General features: G+C 68.1%; 16 protein-coding genes. 10 read left to right on the forward strand and 6 right to left on the reverse strand.

The features are described from left to right. The first annotated feature begins 80 nt into the window (after nucleotides 1-80). Entirely contained in the window at nucleotides 81-845 is a 765-nt protein-coding gene (locus AZOLI_RS05995) for an SDR family oxidoreductase (protein ID WP_014247703.1), read from the forward strand. A gap of 58 nt (nucleotides 846-903) precedes the next feature. On the opposite strand, the gene AZOLI_RS06000 is transcribed toward AZOLI_RS05995, so the two are convergent. Beyond that, complete coding sequence (locus tag AZOLI_RS06000; protein WP_014247704.1) at nucleotides 904-2454, reverse strand: Ppx/GppA family phosphatase; 1551 nt, start codon at nucleotides 2452-2454, stop codon at nucleotides 904-906. Nucleotides 2455-2477: 23 nt separating this feature from the next. After that, nucleotides 2478-4625: an RNA degradosome polyphosphate kinase gene (locus AZOLI_RS06005; protein WP_014247705.1), complete on the reverse strand. Its 2148-nt coding sequence runs from the start codon at nucleotides 4623-4625 to the stop codon at nucleotides 2478-2480. A gap of 190 nt (nucleotides 4626-4815) precedes the next feature. On the opposite strand from AZOLI_RS06005, the gene AZOLI_RS06010 reads away from it, so the two are divergent. From AZOLI_RS06010 to trmFO, 5 genes are all read left to right on the forward strand, one after another. Beyond that, entirely contained in the window at nucleotides 4816-5334 is a 519-nt protein-coding gene (locus tag AZOLI_RS06010; protein WP_014247706.1) for a SixA phosphatase family protein, read from the forward strand. A 116-nt stretch (nucleotides 5335-5450) separates the two neighbouring features. Continuing rightward, entirely contained in the window at nucleotides 5451-7055 is a 1605-nt protein-coding gene (locus tag AZOLI_RS06015) for a CYTH and CHAD domain-containing protein (protein ID WP_014247707.1), read from the forward strand. Between the two features lie 182 nt (nucleotides 7056-7237). Further along, nucleotides 7238-10105, forward strand: coding sequence for an excinuclease ABC subunit UvrA (gene uvrA / locus AZOLI_RS06020; RefSeq protein ID WP_014247708.1), 2868 nt, complete (start codon nucleotides 7238-7240; stop codon nucleotides 10103-10105). A gap of 63 nt (nucleotides 10106-10168) precedes the next feature. Continuing rightward, nucleotides 10169-10363: a hypothetical protein gene (locus AZOLI_RS06025; protein ID WP_014247709.1), complete on the forward strand. Its 195-nt coding sequence runs from the start codon at nucleotides 10169-10171 to the stop codon at nucleotides 10361-10363. A 202-nt stretch (nucleotides 10364-10565) separates the two neighbouring features. Further along, a complete protein-coding gene (gene trmFO, locus AZOLI_RS06030) occupies nucleotides 10566-11909 on the forward strand; it encodes a methylenetetrahydrofolate--tRNA-(uracil(54)-C(5))-methyltransferase (FADH(2)-oxidizing) TrmFO (protein ID WP_014247710.1) in 1344 nt (447 codons plus the stop codon). Between the two features lie 22 nt (nucleotides 11910-11931). On the opposite strand, the gene AZOLI_RS06035 is transcribed toward trmFO, so the two are convergent. Next, nucleotides 11932-12786, reverse strand: coding sequence for a phytoene/squalene synthase family protein (locus AZOLI_RS06035; protein WP_014247711.1), 855 nt, complete (start codon nucleotides 12784-12786; stop codon nucleotides 11932-11934). A gap of 124 nt (nucleotides 12787-12910) precedes the next feature. Between AZOLI_RS06035 and AZOLI_RS06040 the strand changes: the two genes are divergently transcribed. The 4 genes from AZOLI_RS06040 (at nucleotide 12911) to AZOLI_RS06055 (ending at nucleotide 16793) form a co-directional block, all read left to right on the forward strand. Next, nucleotides 12911-13783 carry a squalene/phytoene synthase family protein gene (locus tag AZOLI_RS06040; protein ID WP_014247712.1) on the forward strand — a complete coding sequence of 291 codons (873 nt, stop codon included), beginning with the start codon at nucleotides 12911-12913 and terminating at the stop codon, nucleotides 13781-13783. 70 nt (nucleotides 13784-13853) lie between these two features. Further along, nucleotides 13854-14792: a presqualene diphosphate synthase HpnD gene (hpnD, locus tag AZOLI_RS06045; protein WP_014247713.1), complete on the forward strand. Its 939-nt coding sequence runs from the start codon at nucleotides 13854-13856 to the stop codon at nucleotides 14790-14792. Then, nucleotides 14793-16193, forward strand: coding sequence for a hydroxysqualene dehydroxylase HpnE (gene hpnE, locus AZOLI_RS06050; protein ID WP_014247714.1), 1401 nt, complete (start codon nucleotides 14793-14795; stop codon nucleotides 16191-16193). A gap of 6 nt (nucleotides 16194-16199) precedes the next feature. Beyond that, nucleotides 16200-16793 (forward strand): superoxide dismutase, encoded by a 594-nt coding sequence (locus tag AZOLI_RS06055; RefSeq protein ID WP_014247715.1) that lies wholly within the window; start codon nucleotides 16200-16202, stop codon nucleotides 16791-16793. A 64-nt stretch (nucleotides 16794-16857) separates the two neighbouring features. Here AZOLI_RS06055 and AZOLI_RS06060 read toward each other — a convergent pair whose 3' ends face one another. From AZOLI_RS06060 to AZOLI_RS06070, 3 genes are all read right to left on the reverse strand, one after another. Beyond that, complete coding sequence (locus tag AZOLI_RS06060) at nucleotides 16858-17220, reverse strand: type II toxin-antitoxin system PemK/MazF family toxin (protein WP_044549784.1); 363 nt, start codon at nucleotides 17218-17220, stop codon at nucleotides 16858-16860. Next, on the reverse strand, nucleotides 17207-17422 hold the full coding sequence (locus tag AZOLI_RS06065) for an AbrB/MazE/SpoVT family DNA-binding domain-containing protein (protein ID WP_014247717.1): 216 nt from the start codon (nucleotides 17420-17422) through the stop codon (nucleotides 17207-17209). Before AZOLI_RS06065 ends, AZOLI_RS06060 begins: the two co-directional genes overlap by 14 nt. A 62-nt stretch (nucleotides 17423-17484) precedes the next feature. After that, nucleotides 17485-17862 carry an Mth938-like domain-containing protein gene (locus AZOLI_RS06070; protein ID WP_014247718.1) on the reverse strand — a complete coding sequence of 126 codons (378 nt, stop codon included), beginning with the start codon at nucleotides 17860-17862 and terminating at the stop codon, nucleotides 17485-17487. Nucleotides 17863-17864: the final 2 nt, after the last annotated feature.

The raw sequence follows: 17864 nt of genomic DNA on the forward strand, positions 1-17864 counted from the left end.
AATTCGAAAGCAAGAACCGGATAGCCGGCCATGGCCCAGCTTCGCGAATTTCGGGCCGTTCATCGCAACGGAGGATGGCCATGGGACAACTGGCTGGAAAAATTGCAATCGTCACGGGCGCGAGTTCGGGGATTGGCCGCGAAGCGGCGCTGCTGTTCGCCGAACACGACGCCAAGCTCGTGCTGGTGGCGCGACGGATCGGCGAACTGGAACGCCTAGCGCAGGACATCCGGGACATTGGCGCCGAAGCCGCCGTGGTTGCCGGCGACGTCAAGGACGCCGATGTCGCGCGCGAAGCCGTCGCGGTCGCGATGCGGCGCTTCGGAGGACTGGATATCGCCTTCAACAATGCCGGCACCACCGGCGCCCAGAGCTCGATTCCCGACATGACGGCAGAAAATTGGCAGGACGTGGTCGACACCAACCTGACCAGCGCCTTTCACGCCGCCAAGCACCAGATTCCGGCGATGCTCGCCCGCGGCGGCGGGTCGTTGATCTTCACCTCGACCTTCGTCGGCCATACCGTCGGCTTTCCAGGCATGGGCGCCTATGCGGCCAGCAAGGCCGGGCTGATCGGGTTGATGCGGGTGATCGCCGCCGAATATGGACCCCTTGGCATCCGTGCCAACGCACTGCTGCCCGGCGGCACCGACACGCCGATGGGCCGGGCGGTGTCCAACACGCCGGAGGCCTTGGCCTTCGTCCAGGGGCTTCACGCGCTGAAACGCCTCGCCACGCCGCGCGAGATCGCCCAGTCGGCGCTCTATCTGGCGTCGGACGCCTCCAACTTCACGACCGGGACGGCCCTGCTGGTCGACGGCGGCGTTTCCATAACCAGAACCTGACGGACCAGGGCCGCCCGCCAACCAGCGGAGGGCGGCCCGATCCGCATGCTTGTCCGCCCTACTCCGCCGCCTGCGGCCGCAGCGGCTGCACCACGTCGCCCTTCACGTTCATCGCCTTGGCCAGCGCGTCGATGCGGCGCTGAACCGCTTCACCGGACGGCACACTGCCATCGTCGGGAAGGGTCAGCACAATGCGGCCGTCACCGACCTTCAGGCTGGTCCGCTCCAGCAGAGCCGTGGCGCCACCCGACAGCGTGTGGGCGAGGCGGAGTGCCAAGCCCAGCACCAGCGCCTTCATCCCCTGCCCTTCCGTCACCAGGGTCCGCACCGGCGCGGTCAGCGGCACATCGATGGTCCCCGAATAGCGGGCATGGGCGGCGAGCGCCAGGAAGGCGCGCTCGTCATGGTCCAGTGCCGGGAACGGGTAGCGCAGAACGCGCAGGAAGGCGTGCTCGGCCCGGTAATCGGGGTGGTCGGCCCAGCCGACATCGCTCAGCAGGCAGGCGGCATGGCGCAGGCGGATGGCATTGTCGTCCTCGCCAGCGAACAGCCCGGCGGTCCAGGACATCAGCAGAGCCGGGTCGCCCATCCGCACGAAGCGCCTTGCCCAATCAGCGGCCGAGGCCATCAGCGGGTCCTCCCGCTGCCCCTCCGGCGACAGCAGCGAATAGAGGTGGCCTTCGCGCAGGCCGTAGGCGGAAAACACCAGCTTCGACGGCTGGGCGATGCGCAGCAGCCGCTCCAGCACCAGCCCGGCGAAGGGCAGCGTGTCGAGCCGGCGGCGCGACCCCGCCATCTTCTCCAGCGACGAGCGGCTCTGCCGGCCGATCAGGGCGGTGAACTCCCGCGCGTCGGCGGCGGGGATCGTGTAGTGGTGGATGATGTGCAGCGGATGGCCGGACTGCTCCATATGCAGCTTGGCGATGGCGCGCCAGCTTCCGCCCACCGGGTAGAAGGGCCGGCCCTTCATCGCCGATAGCCAGGGCAGCGATTCCAGCTGCTGGTCGATCAGCTTGACCGGCCCGCCCTTGGAAGCACCGACCTCCATCAGCCGCAAGGGCCCGAGCGGCAACGTCACCTGCTTGCCGATCACGCCCTGGTCGAGCGTCACCAGTTCCAGGCTGCCGCCGCCGAGGTCGCCGACGAGGCCGTCGGCGCCGGGGGTGCCGGACAGCACGCCCATGGCGGACAGCCGCGCCTCCTCCTCCCCGCTGATGACGCGGACGGTCAGGCCGGCACGGCGGCGGATGGCATCGACGAAGGCGGCGCCGTCTTGGGCGTCGCGCACCGCGGCGGTGGCGATCACGTCCAGCCGGCCGACGCGCATGCCCTGGGCCAGCGTGGCGAAGCGTTCCAGCGCGGCAAGCCCCTGGCCGACGCCATCGGGGTTCAGCAGGCCCGATTTCTCCACGCCGCGGCCAAGGCCGCACAGCACCTTCTCGTTGAACAGGGCGAGTGGCGAGCGGGTCAGCCCGTCATAGACGACGAGTCGAATCGAGTTGGACCCGATATCGATCACGCCGACGCGCTCCGCCGTCCCCCCGGCCGACGTATTCCATGCTGCGGAAACGTCGCCCGGAACGGCGGCCGCGCGATTGTCCTTGCTCATACTCAGACTCCCGTCACCCGTCCTCAGGACACCGCGTGCAGCATGAGCCGCGGCGGCGTGCGCTTGCTGCTGAGCGCGCTGCCCCGGCCCGACAGGCTGGGGTTGGTCATGAAGTAATTATGGGCACTGAACGCGTCGGGGCCAGCCTTGACCCGATGGTACACGCCGTCGGGACCGAGCTTCCAGGTGCTTGCGTCGTCCTTCATGTTGGCGACCATGATCTGGTCCAGCACCTGTTCATGCACCGTCGGGTTCTCGATGGGCACCAGCGTCTCGATCCGGCGATCCAGGTTACGGGTCATCCAGTCGGCCGAGGAGATGAAGATCTTGGCCTGGTTGCTGGGCATGGGATGGCCGTTGCCGAAGCAGATGACGCGGCCATGCTCCAGGAAGCGGCCGACGATGCTGCGCACCCGGATGTTCTCCGACAGCCCCTTCACCCCCGGCCGCAGGCAGCAGATGCCGCGGATGATCATGTCGATCTGCACCCCGGCCTGGGATGCCTTGTACAGCTTGTCGATGATGACCGGATCGACCAGGGAGTTCAGCTTCACCCAGATCGAGGCCGGACGGCCGGCGGCGGCGTGGGCGATCTCCCCCTCGATCAGGTCGGACAGGCGCTGGCGCAGGGTGATCGGCGCGATGGCGATCTTCTCCAGAACCTTGGGCGTGGCATAACCGGTCATGAAGTTGAACATGACGGCGGCGTCATGGCACAGCGCCGGGTCGCAGGTGAAGAAGGACAGGTCGGTGTAGATCTTCGCGGTGATCGGGTGATAGTTGCCGGTCCCGAAATGGACGTAGCTGCGCAGCGCCTTCTTCTCGCGCCGCACCACCAGCGATACCTTCGCATGCGTCTTCAGATCGACGAAGCCGTAGACCACCTGGGCGCCGGCGCGTTCCAGGTCGCGCGCCCAGCGGATGTTGGCCTCCTCGTCGAAGCGCGCCTTCAGTTCGACCAGCGCGGTCACCGACTTGCCGGCCTCCGCCGCCTCGATCAGGGCGGCGACGATGGGGCTGTCCTTGCTGGTGCGGTAGAGCGTCTGCTTGATCGCCACCACCTGCGGGTCGCGCGCCGCCTGACGGATGAACTGCACCACCACGTCGAAGGATTCGTAGGGGTGGTGGACGACGATGTCCTTGTGGCGGATCGCCGCGAAGCAATCGCCGCCGAAATCGCGGATCCGCTCGGGGAAGCGGGCGTTGAAGGGGCGGAAGACCAGATCGGGGCGCTCGTCGACGATCAGCTGCTTGGTGTCGGTCAGGCCGATCAGCCCGTCGAGGATGAAGACGTCGTCCGACGCCACGTTCAGCTCATGGCGCAGGAAATCGCGCAGGTCGGCCGCCATGCCGCTGTCGGTCGCCAGCCGGATGACGCTGCCGCGGCGGCGGCGCTTCAGCGCGCTCTCGAAGGTGCGGACCAGATCCTCCGCCTCTTCCTCGATCTCGATCTCGCTGTCGCGCAGGACGCGGAAGACGCCGTGCGCCTTGACCTGGAACGGAGGGAACAGGCGGTCGATGAACTGCATCACCACCTTTTCCAGCTGGATGAAACGGATGTCCGACCCCGGCAGGCGCATGAACCGTTCCAGCTGCGTGGGCAGCGGCACCAGCGCGTCGATATGCCGGCCCTTGACCGGATCGTGCAGCTGCAGCGCCAGCGAGAATCCCAGGTTCGGCAGGAACGGGAAGGGGTGGGCCGGGTCGACCGCGATGGGCGTCAGAATCGGGAAGATGTCGTCGAGGAACCTGGCCTCCAGCCAGTCCATCTCGCCTTCGCTGAGGTCGCTGGGATCGACGACGGAGATCCCGGCCTCGCGCAGCTCGCCCTTCAGGGTGCGCCACATCGTCTGCTGGCTGTCCATCAATGCGGCGATGCGCTGCTTGACCGCGGTCAGCTGCTGGGCCGGCGTGAGATTCTCGGGGCTGGGCGCCTTGACCCCGGCGGCCACCTGCCCTTTCAGGCCGGCGACGCGGACCATGTAGAATTCGTCGAGGTTGCTGGCGGAAATCGACAGGAAGCGCAGCCGCTCCAGCAGCGGATGGTTCGGATTGGCGGCTTCGTCCAGGACGCGCTGGTTGAATGCCAGCCACGACAACTCTCGATTGATGAAGCGTTCGGGAGCGTTGGGCTCGATGCCGACCGACTCGAGTTCCTGGAGATGCGTCACGTCAACCTCTGAAATCTTGGGGCCCCGTCTGCCCTGGGCCGCGATGCGAGGCCTTGGGCAACCGTCATATGGTGGGAAGACACAGTATCTCATATGCGTTACGGTTTCAGGACTCCCATTTGGCGATGTTTCGAGCCATATCCCACCCCTCCCCCGCCTCACGGCCTGTCCAATACGACCGAACCCCGCCATGAAGACGCTGTTCCTGCTGCGCCATGCCAAATCCTCCTGGGACGATCCGTCGCTGGGGGATCACGACCGGCCCCTGAACGCCCGTGGGGAGAAGGCGGCGTCGCTGGTCGGCGGCCATCTCGCCAGGCATCACGCCCACATCGACCTCGTCCTGTGCTCGACCGCGGTCCGGGCGGTGGAAACGCGCAAGCGGGTCATGACGGCCATGGGCGCGCCCTACCCGCCGGTGGAACATGAACGCGGCCTGTATCTCTGCGGTGCCCGCACGTTGCTGGAGCGGCTGCGCGACGTGCCGGACAAGGTGACCGGCGTGATGCTGGTGGCCCACAATCCGGATTTGCACGAACTGGCGAACGCACTGGCCGGCAGCGGCGATCATAACCTGCGCCACGATCTGGCCGACAAGTTTCCGACCGGCGCCTGCGCCGTCCTGGTCTTCGAAACCCTGCATTGGGCGGAGCTGGAGCTTGGCGCCGGCCGGCTGGCCGATTTTGTGCAGCCGCGTAAACTCTCTTAACCTGCGGCGGCGGTTGGAGTATCCACGGAGCCACCTGTTCAATTCCAGGCCGCATTGGCCACCGGGCCATTTTGGCCGCCAGGCCATCTCGGCCGGATTCGGGAGGATGCCGACCCTTGCCACCCGCCATTCCGCCCGCCAACCCGTCCACCGCCCCCGATGCGCAGCCCTCCGCCCCCGCCTTCCGCGAGGTGGAGCTGAAACTCCATGCGGCCTCGGCGGATCTGGCGCGGGTCGCCTCGCTGCCGGCTCTGCTGGCGCTGGCCGACGGGCCGGCGACGACCCGGCGCCTGCGCACCGCCTATTTCGACACGCCGGACCTGAAGCTGGCGGCCAACGGCGTGGCGCTGCGCGTGCGGCAGGAGGGCGACCGCTTCGTCCAGACGCTGAAGACGGTCAACAGCGCCAGCCCCGGCGATTCCGCCGCGGTCGCGGTGCGGCGGGAGTGGGACTGGATCGTCGCGGGCGAAGCGGTGGACCGCGGCGTGCTGACCGATCCCGGCGTCGCCGGTCTGGTGCCGGCGGCGGCACTCGACGAGCTGGACTGCCTGTTCATCACCGATTTCCAACGCACCACCCTGCTGCTCCGTCCCGATCCGCTGACGGCGGTCGAGATGGCGGTCGACGACGGGCGGGTTTATGCCGGCGGCAAATCGCTGCCGATCAGCGAGGTGGAACTGGAGCTGAAAGCCGGAAAGGTCGCCAGCCTGTTCGATCTGGCGCTGACCCTGCAGGCCGCCATCCCCATGCGGATCGGCAATGACAGCAAGGCGGAGGCCGGGCTTCGGCTGGTCACCGGCAAGGCGCCCGGACCGGTGGAGGCCGAGCCGCTGGGCCTGTCCCCCCTGACCACGGTGGCCGAGGCCTATCGCCACATCCTGCGCCAGGCCCTGCGCCAGTTCCTCGCCAACGAGGCCTGCGCGCTCGGCGGCAGCGATGTGGAGGGGCTGCACCGGATGAGAATCGCGCTGCGCCGGCTGCGCACCGCACACCGCCTCTTCGCGCCGCTGATCGCCTCCCCCGAAGCCGACCGGCTGGTGGAGGAGAGCCGGGCGCTGGCGAAGCGGCTTGGGCCGGCGCGGGGCTGGGACGTGCTGATGTCCGGCGTCGTCGATCCGCTTCTCGCCGACTCCACCGCGCTGCCGGGCATCGACCGCGCGGCGCTGGAGCGGCTGGCTTCCCTCGCCCGCTCGTCCGGGGCCGGTCCGGCGCGGGAAGCCATGGCGGCGATCCTGGCGCCCGGCTGCACCACCATGGTGCTGGCGCTCGGCGCGTGGCTGGAGCATGGCCGCTGGATGTCGGAGGCCGAGGGCGACCGCCGCGCCATGCTGTCGGCGCCGGTCGCCTCGCTTGCCGGCGGCTGGCTGTCCGACCGCATGGCGAAGCTCGGCAAGACGGCCAAGCCGCCGGAGGACGCCAAAGGCCGCGACAAGCTGCGCCGCCGGCTGCGCAGCCTGCGCTACACCGCCGATTTCTTCCGCGGCCTGTATCCGGAGGCCGCCGCCCTGCCCTTCTTCGCGGCGCTGGAACCGCTGCAGGCGGCGCTGGACGCCGAACAGGACGCCGTCACCGGCGCCCGCATGCTGGGCGAACTGAAGGGTGCCGACCCGCAGACCGCCGCCGCCGTCGCCGCCTGGATCGAGCGTCAAGCCGAAAAGCGGCGCAAGGCCCTGCCCGAGCTGTGGAAGCGCTTCCGCGCCGTGCCGCCCTTCTGGTCATGACCGACCTGCGCTGGGCACCCGTGGCAATGGCGCGCCCGGCGCATATATCGTCAGCCGGCCGACGGGCAGCGATGCCGCAGCGGTCAGCGCAAGGGCCGCCGCGGGGGCGGTCCGTTTTTCGTCATGCGGCACGGCTGCTTGCCACTTTCCATCCGGATGGGCTTCGGGTAAAAGAACACTCCATGAACAAGTACATCAGCGTCCGCGGCGCGCGGGAACATAACCTGAAGAACGTCGATGTGGATCTGCCGCGCGACGAGCTGATCGTCATCACCGGCCTGTCGGGATCGGGCAAGTCGTCGCTCGCCTTCGACACGATCTATGCCGAGGGGCAGCGGCGCTACGTGGAAAGCCTGTCGGCCTACGCGCGCCAGTTCCTGGAGCTGATGCAGAAGCCGGACGTCGATTCGATCGAGGGGCTGTCGCCGGCCATCTCCATCGAACAGAAGACGACGTCGAAGAACCCGCGCTCCACCGTCGGCACGGTGACGGAGATCTACGACTACATGCGCCTGTTGTGGGCGCGCGTCGGCATCCCCTATTCGCCGGCCACCGGCCTGCCCATCGAAAGCCAGACGGTCAGCCAGATGGTCGACCGCATCATGGCGATGCCGGAGGGCACGCGCCTGCTGCTGCTGGCGCCCTTCGTGCGCGGCCGCAAGGGCGAGTACAAGAAGGAAATCCAGGACCTGCGCAAGCGCGGCTTCCAGCGCGTGCGGGTCGACGGCACCATGTACGAGATCGACGAGGTGCCGGCGCTCAACAAGAAGCTGAAGCACGACATCGAGGTGGTGGTCGACCGCATCGTCGTGCGCGAGGGGCTGGGCAACCGTCTGGCCGATTCGCTGGAGACCGCGCTGGGGCTGGCCGACGGCATCGTCTGGGTCGAGAATGCCGAGACCAACGAGATGACCGTCTTCTCGCAGAAATTCGCCTGCCCGGTCAGCGGCTTCACCATTCCGGAGATCGAGCCGCGGCTGTTTTCCTTCAACAACCCGTTCGGCGCCTGCCCGGCCTGCGACGGCTTGGGCAGCAAGATCTATTTCGATCCGATGCTGGTGGTGCCGGACGAACGGCTGTCTCTGGCGAAGGGCGCCATCGCGCCGTGGGCCGGCTCGACCTCCAAATACTACGACCAGACGCTGGAAAGCATAGCTGAGCATTTCGGCGCGTCGATGACCACCCCCTGGCAGGATCTGCCGGAGAAGGTGCGCCAGACCATCCTGTTCGGCTCGGACGGGTCGCCGATCACCATGACCTATGACGACGGTCTGCGGCGCTACCAGACCAACAAGGCGTTCGAGGGCATCGTCAACAATCTGGAGCGTCGCTACCGCGAGACGGACAGCGCCTGGACCCGTGACGAGCTGTCCAAATACCAGTCCTCCCAGCCCTGCGAGGTCTGCAAGGGCGCGCGGCTGAAGCCGGAAGCGCTGGCGGTCAAGATCAGGGGCCGCAGCATCTCCGAGGCGGCGGAACTGTCCATCGCCGGTGCCGGTGCGTGGTTCAGCGAGTTGAACGAGCATCTGCGCCCCAAGGACCGCGAGATCGCCTACCGCATCCTGAAGGAGATCAACGAGCGGCTCGGCTTCCTCAACGCCGTCGGGCTGGAATACCTGACTCTCAGCCGCGGGTCCGGCACCCTGTCCGGCGGCGAGAGCCAGCGGATCCGGCTGGCGTCGCAGATCGGCTCCGGCCTGACCGGCGTGCTCTATGTGCTGGACGAGCCGTCCATCGGCCTGCACCAGCGCGACAACGACCGGCTGCTGGAAACGCTGAAGCGGCTGCGCGACATCGGCAACACCGTCATCGTCGTCGAGCATGACGAGGACGCCATCCGCAGCGCCGACTATCTGGTCGACATGGGTCCCGGCGCCGGCCAGCATGGCGGCACCGTCATCGCCCAGGGCCGGCCGGAGGAGGTTCAGAAGAACCCCGACAGCATCACCGCCCAGTACCTGAACGGCACCCGCTTCGTCCCGGTGCCGGAAACCCGCCGGCCCGGCCATCCCGGCCAGTTCCTGGAGGTGCAGGGCGCCCGCGCCAACAACCTGCAGAACGTCTCGACCAAGATCCCGCTCGGCACCTTCACCTGCGTGACCGGCGTGTCGGGCGGCGGCAAGTCGACGCTGATCATCGAGACGCTCTACAAGGCGGTGGCGCGCAAGCTGATGGGCGCGCGCGAGCATCCGGCGGACCATGACGCGGTGCTGGGACTGGAGCATCTCGACAAGGTCATCGACATCGACCAGTCGCCGATCGGCCGCACCCCGCGCTCCAACCCCGCGACCTACACCGGCGCCTTCACCCCGATCCGCGACTGGTTCGCCGGCCTGCCGGAATCGAAGGCGCGCGGCTACGGTCCCGGCCGCTTCTCGTTCAACGTCAAGGGCGGGCGCTGCGAGGCCTGCCAGGGCGACGGCGTCATCAAGATCGAGATGCACTTCCTGCCCGACGTCTACGTCACCTGCGACGTCTGCCACGGCAAGCGCTACAACCGCGAGACGCTGGAGGTCACCTACCGCGACAAGACCATCGCCGACGTGCTGGACATGACGGTCGAGGAGGGCAAGGAGTTCTTCAAGGCGGTGCCCGGCATCCGCGACAAGATGGACACGCTGGAACGGGTCGGCCTCGGCTACATCCACATCGGGCAGGCGGCGACCACCCTGTCTGGCGGCGAGGCGCAGCGCGTCAAGCTGTCCAAGGAACTCAGCCGCCGCGCCACCGGCCGCACGCTCTACATCCTCGACGAACCGACCACCGGCCTGCATTTCGCCGACGTCGAAAAGCTGATGGAGGTGCTGCATGCGCTGGTCGACCAGGGCAACACGGTGCTGGTGATCGAACACAATCTGGAGGTCATCAAGACCGCCGACTGGATCATCGACCTGGGGCCGGAGGGCGGCACCGGCGGCGGCGAGATCGTCGCCGAAGGCACGCCGGAGGATGTCGCGAAGGTGGAACGCAGCTATACCGGCCGCTACCTCGCCCCCTACCTGAAGGCGAAGCCGGCGGTGCGGAAATCGGCAACCCGAAAGAGGGCATGAACAAACGCAAGCTGAGCCGTGTTCTCCCCTGCAGAGTTCGCACTGCATGGGAGAACACGGCGCATGAAGACGATTCTGACCGGTGTGGGCACCGCCCTGGGAGCCGCGCTGCTGCTGGCCGCCTGCGGCTCCGACGGTTCCACCACCAGCACGACGACCACCACGACCACCACGCCGAGCTACGGTTCGACCACCGTGCCCCCGGCCCCGTCCGGTGCCACCACCATCGAACGCAGCACGACGACCGAGAGCGAGTGAGCCTCCGCTCGACGTAACGGTTCTGGCCAGATGTTCTGGCCAGATGTTCCGGTTGCCTCCTGATCGACTTGCGGCCGGCCTTCCCTGTGGAGGCCGGCCGATCTGTGTTGGCATGCCGCCGTTTGAGGACTGTCGTTTTGGCAGCAGACAGCCTAGATTGCGCGCGAATCATCCGCAGTCTTTTGTCTGGAAACTCGTCTCAATGACCGACACCCTTCGCCCCGTCCACGTCATAGGCGGCGGTCTCGCCGGATCGGAAGCCGCCTGGCAGCTCGCCTCGCGCGGCGTGCCCGTCGTGCTGCACGAGATGCGCCCGGTCCGCAAGACCGAGGCCCACGATACCGACAAGCTGGCGGAGCTGGTCTGCTCCAACTCCTTCCGGTCGGACGATGCCGAATACAACGCGGTGGGGCTGCTGCATGAGGAGATGCGGCGCTGCGGCTCGCTGATCCTGCGCTGCGCCGACGCGCACAAGGTGCCGGCCGGCGGTGCGCTCGCCATGGACCGCGACGGCTTCGCCGATGCGGTGACGGAGGCTATCGCCAGCCACCCGCTCATCACCCTCCAGCGCGAGGAGGTCGCCGGCCTGCCGCCGGAGGAGTGGGACAGCGTCATCGTCGCCACCGGCCCCCTCACCTCCCCCGCCCTGGCGGAGGCCGTGCGCGACCACACCGGCGAGGAATCGCTGGCCTTCTTCGACGCCATCGCCCCCATCGTCTATCTGGAGAGCATCGACCTGTCGAAGGCGTGGTTCCAGTCGCGCTACGACAAGCCCGGCCCCGGCGGCACCGGCAAGGACTACATCAACTGCGCCTTCGAGAAGGACGAGTACCGCGCCTTCATCGCCGCCCTGATCGAGGGCGAGAAGCTCGACTTCAAGGAGTGGGAGAAGAACACCCCCTATTTCGAAGGCTGCCTGCCGATCGAGGTGATGGCGGAGCGCGGCGTCGATACCCTGCGCTACGGCCCGATGAAGCCGGTCGGCCTGACCAACCCGCACAAGCCGGAACGCCGCCCCTATGCGGTGGTCCAGCTGCGCCAGGACAATGCGCTGGGCACGCTCTACAACCTCGTCGGTTTCCAGACCAAGCTGCGCCACGCCGAACAGGCACGCATCTTCCGCATGATCCCCGGCCTGGAGAATGCCGAGTTCGCCCGGCTGGGCGGCATGCACCGCAACACCTTCCTGAACAGCCCGCGCCTGCTCGACGACGCCCTGCGGCTGAAGTCGCTGCCCCGCCTGCGCTTCGCCGGGCAGGTCACGGGCTGCGAAGGCTATGTGGAGAGCGCGGCCGTCGGTCTGCTCGCCGGCCGTTTCGCCGCGGCGGAACGTCTGGGCCAGGAAATCAGCAGGCCGCCGGTCACCACGGCGCTCGGCGCCATCCTCGGCCACATCACCGGCGGCGCGGAGGCCGAGACCTACCAGCCGATGAATGTCAATTTCGGCCTGTTCCCGCCGGTGGACGACAAGATCCGTGGCCGCGACCGCAAGCTGGCCTACACCCGCCGGGCGCTGGGCGACCTCGACGGCTGGCTGAAGGGCTGACCGTTCGGACGGAGCGCGGGAGTCAGTAGCGCCCGCGCATCGCCGCCCAGCCCAGCTTCAACTGCCGGAACGGGTTGGGCAGCAGCACGCGCGGGGCGAACACGTCGTTGCCTTCCCGCGCGATCACGCCCAGATGCAGGTCGGCCAGCGTGGCCGGCAGCAGCGCCGGAACCGCCGCTTTGGGCACGTCCCGGCGCAGGGCGCGTGACTCGGCCAGATGCCGGCGCGCCACGTCGGCGATCTCGCCCACCACCGACCGCAGTTCCGCGGTGGAGCGGCCGGCGAACAGATCCTCGCTCTTGGCGCCATGGCGCTGCATCAGGTCTTCCGGCAGGCGCTGCCGGTGCTGGCGGGCCAGGAAGGGGGCCGCGCGCAGGATGCCGGCGAGGGCATAGGCGATGCCGACATGGCGCCCGGCCGCCATCGCCGCCTCGTCCCGCACGCCCAGGATTTCCAGCGCAAGCTGGACCAGCGGCGCCCCGGTCACCTCGGCATAATTGACGAGGCAGGCCAGATCGGCCGGCGGCGTGTCGTCCAGGTCGGCCTCCCGCGCGTCGATCAGCCGGTCGAACAGGGTGCGGCTCAGCCCCAGCCCGCGGGCGGCCTCCGCCAGAGGATCCATCACGCCATGACGGGGTACGGGTCCATCCTCATAGACGGCCTCCATGCCGTCGCGCCAGAATTGAAGCCTCATCTGGCCCAGGATCGGTTCGCTGACGACCTCTCGGGTCTTCGCGATCTCCAGGTTGAAGGCGTAGAGTGCGAACATCGCCTCGCGCCTGTCGGCGGGAACGAACAGACCTGCCAGAAAGTGGTCGTTGTCATATTTCCGAACCTCCCGTCCGCAATAGGACAGGTCGGTCGCAGCCTTAACCATGGGATGCCTGATTGGAAAAAGAGGGGGAGGATCGACGGAAGGACGGGCCAAAGCCTGTTGCCACGCCTATATGAAGCACACAAGGTCGCATCGCCAGCCCCGACGCGCAGCAGGCAGGGATCCCATGACGGATTTCAACATCGCCCCGACGAAGCCCCGCAAGACCGGCCCGGTCGCCCGCAAGGACGAGACGGGGGAGAATTTCCCGGTCGCCTCCCGCCTGATTCCGAAACATCTGCGCCCGCATGTGATCGCCTTCTACCGCTTCGTGCGGCTGGCCGACGACATCGCCGACGATCCCGATCTCGAACCGGAGACCAAGCTGGCCTATCTGGAGGCGCTTGAACGCACGCTGACCTCCGGCCAGGCCAAGCACGCCTATCTGAAGCCGGCGACCGAGCTGCGCGAGAGCCTGCAGAAGACCGGCGTCAGCGACCGCCATGCCCGGCAGGTGCTGCGCGCCTTCCGCCGCGACGCGGTCGGCGCCCGCTGCCACAGCTGGAGCGACCTGCTGCTGTATTGCCGCTTCTCCGCCAATCCGGTCGGCCGCTATCTGCTGGAGCTGCATGGCGAGGGGGTGGCGGCCGGACCGGCTTCCGACGCGCTCTGCTCCGCCTTGCAGGTGCTGAACCATCTGCAGGACGCGCGCGAGGATTGGACCCAGCTCGGCCGCTGCTACATCCCGCTGGTCTGGTTCGACGATGCCGGCATCAGCGTCGAGCGTCTGGTGGAGGGCGAGAGCGACGTCCGCATGCGCGCCATCTTCGATCAGGCGCTGGAGCATACCGACCGGCTGCTCGAACGCGCCGCCGCCCTGCCCGGCCTGATCCAGCACCGCGGTCTGCGGATGGAAGCGGCGGTGATCCTCAGCCTCGCCGAATCGCTGTCGAAGCGGCTGAAGGCGCGCGATCCGATGAAGGCGAAGGTCACGCTGCGCGCGCACCACAAGCTGGCGGCGGTGGCGCGGGGACTGGCGCGGAGCTTCTCCGCCGCATAAACTCCCGGGCCACACGTCACGACGTGCACCGCCAGGCACGTCCCCACGTGCAATGCCCAGGATGCGACAGATGACCCCTCCGCCGCTGGAGACGGCCCCGCTGGAACCGATATCCACGACGTTGCCGGACAAGAAGACACCCGATACGGCGTCGCCCGCCACAGCCAAATCGGTCACCGCCAAGTCGGGAAGCACCTTCTACTGGCCGATGCGCCTGCTGCCCGCATCCAAGCGGGCGGCGATGTTCGCCATCTATGCCTTCTGCCGCCGCATCGACGACATCGCCGACGAACCGGGGGAGCCGGCGGCCAAGCGTGCGGCGCTCGACGTCTGGCGCCGGGACATCCGCGACTTGTATGTCGGCGGCGCCCCCAGCGGTTCGCTCACCGCCGCGCTGAGGGGCGCCATCGAGCGCTACGGCCTGCCGAGGGCGGAGTTCGAGGCGCTGATCGACGGCATGGCGATGGATGTCGCCGGCGAGGAAGCCGGCGGCATGTGCGCCCCCGACCTCGACACCCTGCGCCTCTATTGCCGCCGCGTCGCCGGTGCAGTCGGCATGCTGGCGATCCGCGTCTTCGACCGCGCCGATCCCGCCACCGAACGGTTCGCCCTGGCGCTGGGCGAGGCGCTGCAGCTGACCAACATCCTGCGCGATCTGGCCGAGGACGCAGAGCTCGACCGCCTCTACCTGCCGCGCGAGCTTCTGCTGGCCGCCGGCATCACCAGCGACCGTCCGGCGGAGGTGCTGGCGCACCCCGCCCTGCCGCAGGCCTGCGAGGCGCTGGCGGACCTCGCCGAGACCCGCTTTGCCGAGGCACGGGCGGCCATCGGCGGACAGGCGCGGGGCTCGCTGTGGGCGGCGACGGCGATGATGGTGCTCTATCACCGGCTGCTGCGCCGCCTGCGCGAAGCGGGCTGGCGCGACCTGAACGCCCGTGTCCGGGTCGGGCGGCGGGAAAGTGCCTGGGTCGCGGTGCGCTGCATGCTCGGCCTTCCGCCGGCCACTTGAATGACTGCACCCCAGATTGTCCCCCAGACCGTACATGTAATCGGCGCCGGGCTGGCCGGGCTGGCCGCCGCCGTCCGGCTGGTGGAGGCCGGCAGGCGGGTTGCGGTCTACGAGCAGGCTCCGCAGGCCGGCGGACGCTGCCGCAGCTTCCACGACGCCACGCTTGGCCGCTCCATCGACAATGGCAGCCATATGGTGCTCAGCGGCAACCGGGATCTCCTCGACTATGCCCGCCGCACCGGCGGTGCCGATGCCCTGGAGGAGGTCCGCCCGGCCGCCTTCCCCTTCCTCGACCTGCGCACCGGTGCCGCCTGGACCTTGCGGCCCGGCGGGCTGTGGCTGTTCGATCCGGCGCGGCGGGTTCCGGGTAGCCGACCGCTCGATTACCTCGCCGCCTTGCACTGCCTGACCGCCGGCGAGGATCACTCCGTCGCCGACCGGCTGCGGCCCGATGGCCGGCTGTTCGAGCCGCTGTGGCGCCCGCTGGCGGTCTCCGCCCTCAACGGCCCGGTGAAGCGCGTCTCCGCCCGCCTGTTCGGCGCGGTGTTGCGCGAGACGCTGCTGCGCGGCGAGGCCGCCTGCCGCCCGATCCTGACGCCGCGCGGCCTGTCCGCCGCCTTCGTCGATCCGGCGCTTGCCCGCCTGCATGCGGCCGGAGCGGCCGTGCATCCCGGCACGCGGGTGGATGGGTTGAGTTTCGACGGCGACCGCGTGACCGGCTTCTCCGCCGGCGGCAGTGCCGTGACGCTCGGCCCGGCGGACGAGGTGATCGTCGCCGCCCCGGCCTGGGCGGCGGAACGGCTGGTGCCGGGACTGACGGTGCCGCCGCCGGGTGCGGCCATCGTCAACCTGCATGTCCGGCTGGACGGCCCGGTGCGTCTGCCCGGCGGCCTGCCCTTCCTGGGGCTGGTCGGCGGGACGGCGGAATGGCTGTTCGCCCGCGACGACCTGCTGTCCGTCACCGTCAGCGACGCCGACACGCTGGCCGAACTCCCGGCCGAGACGGTCGCCGCGACGCTGTGGGCGGAAATCGCGCGGCACCTTGGCCTGGACCAGCGACTCGGACCCCCGATTCGGCCCTATCGGGTCGTCAAGGAGCGGCGGGCGACGCCCGACCAGTCGCCCGAATCGGTCGCACGCCGGCCGGGACCGCAAACCCGCTGGCGCAACCTGACGCTGGCCGGAGACTGGACGGAAACGCGGCTTCCAGCCACGTTGGAGGCTGCCGTACGCTCTGGCAACCGGGCGGCGGAGGCCGCTTTGGCGAACGGAAATAACCCCATACGACGTTCGGGACTGTTTCCGGCCTTCACAAGCTTCCGTCATGGGCCTATTTGGTCGGACGGAGGTGCCGTGCTCGCAAGGCCCGGCCCGGAAGGACAATCAAAGAAGAGAGGGTGAATTAAAATGGCGTTCGAACTTCCGCCGCTTCCGTATGCGTACGATGCCCTGGCTCCGTACATCTCGTCGGAGACGCTGCACCTGCACCACGACAAGCACCACCAGACCTATGTCACCAACCTGAACAACCTGACCAAGGACACCCCGCTGGCCGACGCCAGCCTGGAGGAGGTCATCAAGGCTTCGGTCGGCGACGCTTCGAAGGTCGGCATCTTCAACAACGCCGCCCAGGTGTGGAACCACACCTTCTTCTGGCAGTGCCTGAAGAAGGACGGCGGCAAGATGCCGGCGGCCCTGGAGCAGCGCATCGTCGCCGACTTCGGCAGCGTCGAGAAGTTCAAGGAAGAGCTGACCCAGGCCGCCCTGACCCAGTTCGGTTCCGGCTGGGCCTGGCTCTACCTGGACGGCGACAAGCTGAAGATCGGCAAGACCGGCAACGCCGACACCCCGCTGGCGCACGGCCACAAGCCGCTGTTCACCATCGACGTGTGGGAGCATGCCTATTACGTCGACTTCCAGAACCGCCGCGCCGACTTCGTGAAGGCCGTCATCGACAACCTCGCCAACTGGGACTTCGCCGCCGAGCAGATGGCTGCGTGATCCTTCCCATCGAAGGTTGAGAAACGCAAAGGCGCCCGAAAGGGCGCCTTTGTCGTATCTGCCATCAGCTGTCCCTGCCGGCTTTCAGCATTTCGGCAAGATGCCCGCCAACCTGCGCGCTGATCGCCCGACGATCACTGTCAACAAGCGAACCAAGCAGTTCGGCGTCACGCGCATCGATCACAGCGACTTTGGCCGTGCGCACGACCGATGGGACCGGCAACCCGGCCGTATCGATGTCACTGACAGGTACATCCGAAGGCCACCCCCTGTTCTCGGCGCTGGTAATCATCAACACCCAGATCAGGCTGTGGCTTGTTTCGAGCATGTCAGCTGCAACGACCAATGCCGGTCGGCGCTGCCTGACCGGGCGATCGGCGTAAGGGAACGGAACCTTGACGACGTTCCAGGTTTCAAAGATCGGCATAGGCCCGCCGGTCGACTTCGCTGTCCCATTCCGTGAAGCAATGGAAGGGGTCGTCGACAGGAACCGGCGCGACCCGTGTCAGGATGACGCGGCCGTCTTCAATGCGGTAGGCGATCTCGTCGCCCTCATGAAGGCCCAGCGCAGTCCGCACTGCCTGCGGAATCGTCGTCTGAGCTTTACTGGTCAGTTTGCTGGTGATCATGGCACACCCGCAGTAAGGAATATCCTTACTGTAGCGGCCGGGTCTTCTCGATTCAACAGCACCTACACCGGCAGCATCGCAGCCGCCACCCGCCGCCCTTCGGCCAGCAGGACGTTGTAGGTCCGGCACACCGCGCGGCTGTCCATAGGCTCCACCACCACGCCCTGTTCGCGCAGGCTCTGGCGAAGCGCCTTCGGAATCATCGTCATGGTCGGGCCAGTGCCGAGCAGCAGGATCTCCACCTTCGGCTCGGCCGCCAGCACCATGGCGAAATCCTCCAGGGTCAGGGAAGCGGCATCGGTCACCCCCCAGGCCTGGGTGTGGTCGGGCAGCACGACGACCGCGCCGACGCGCCATTGACCGGACACGCAAAACTGTCCCGGACCATAGCCGTCGATGACCTGACGGTCGGACGGGATCATCGGCATGATGTCGGCCATGC

The organism is Azospirillum lipoferum 4B (genome assembly GCF_000283655.1).
Lineage (GTDB): Bacteria > Pseudomonadota > Alphaproteobacteria > Azospirillales > Azospirillaceae > Azospirillum > Azospirillum lipoferum_C.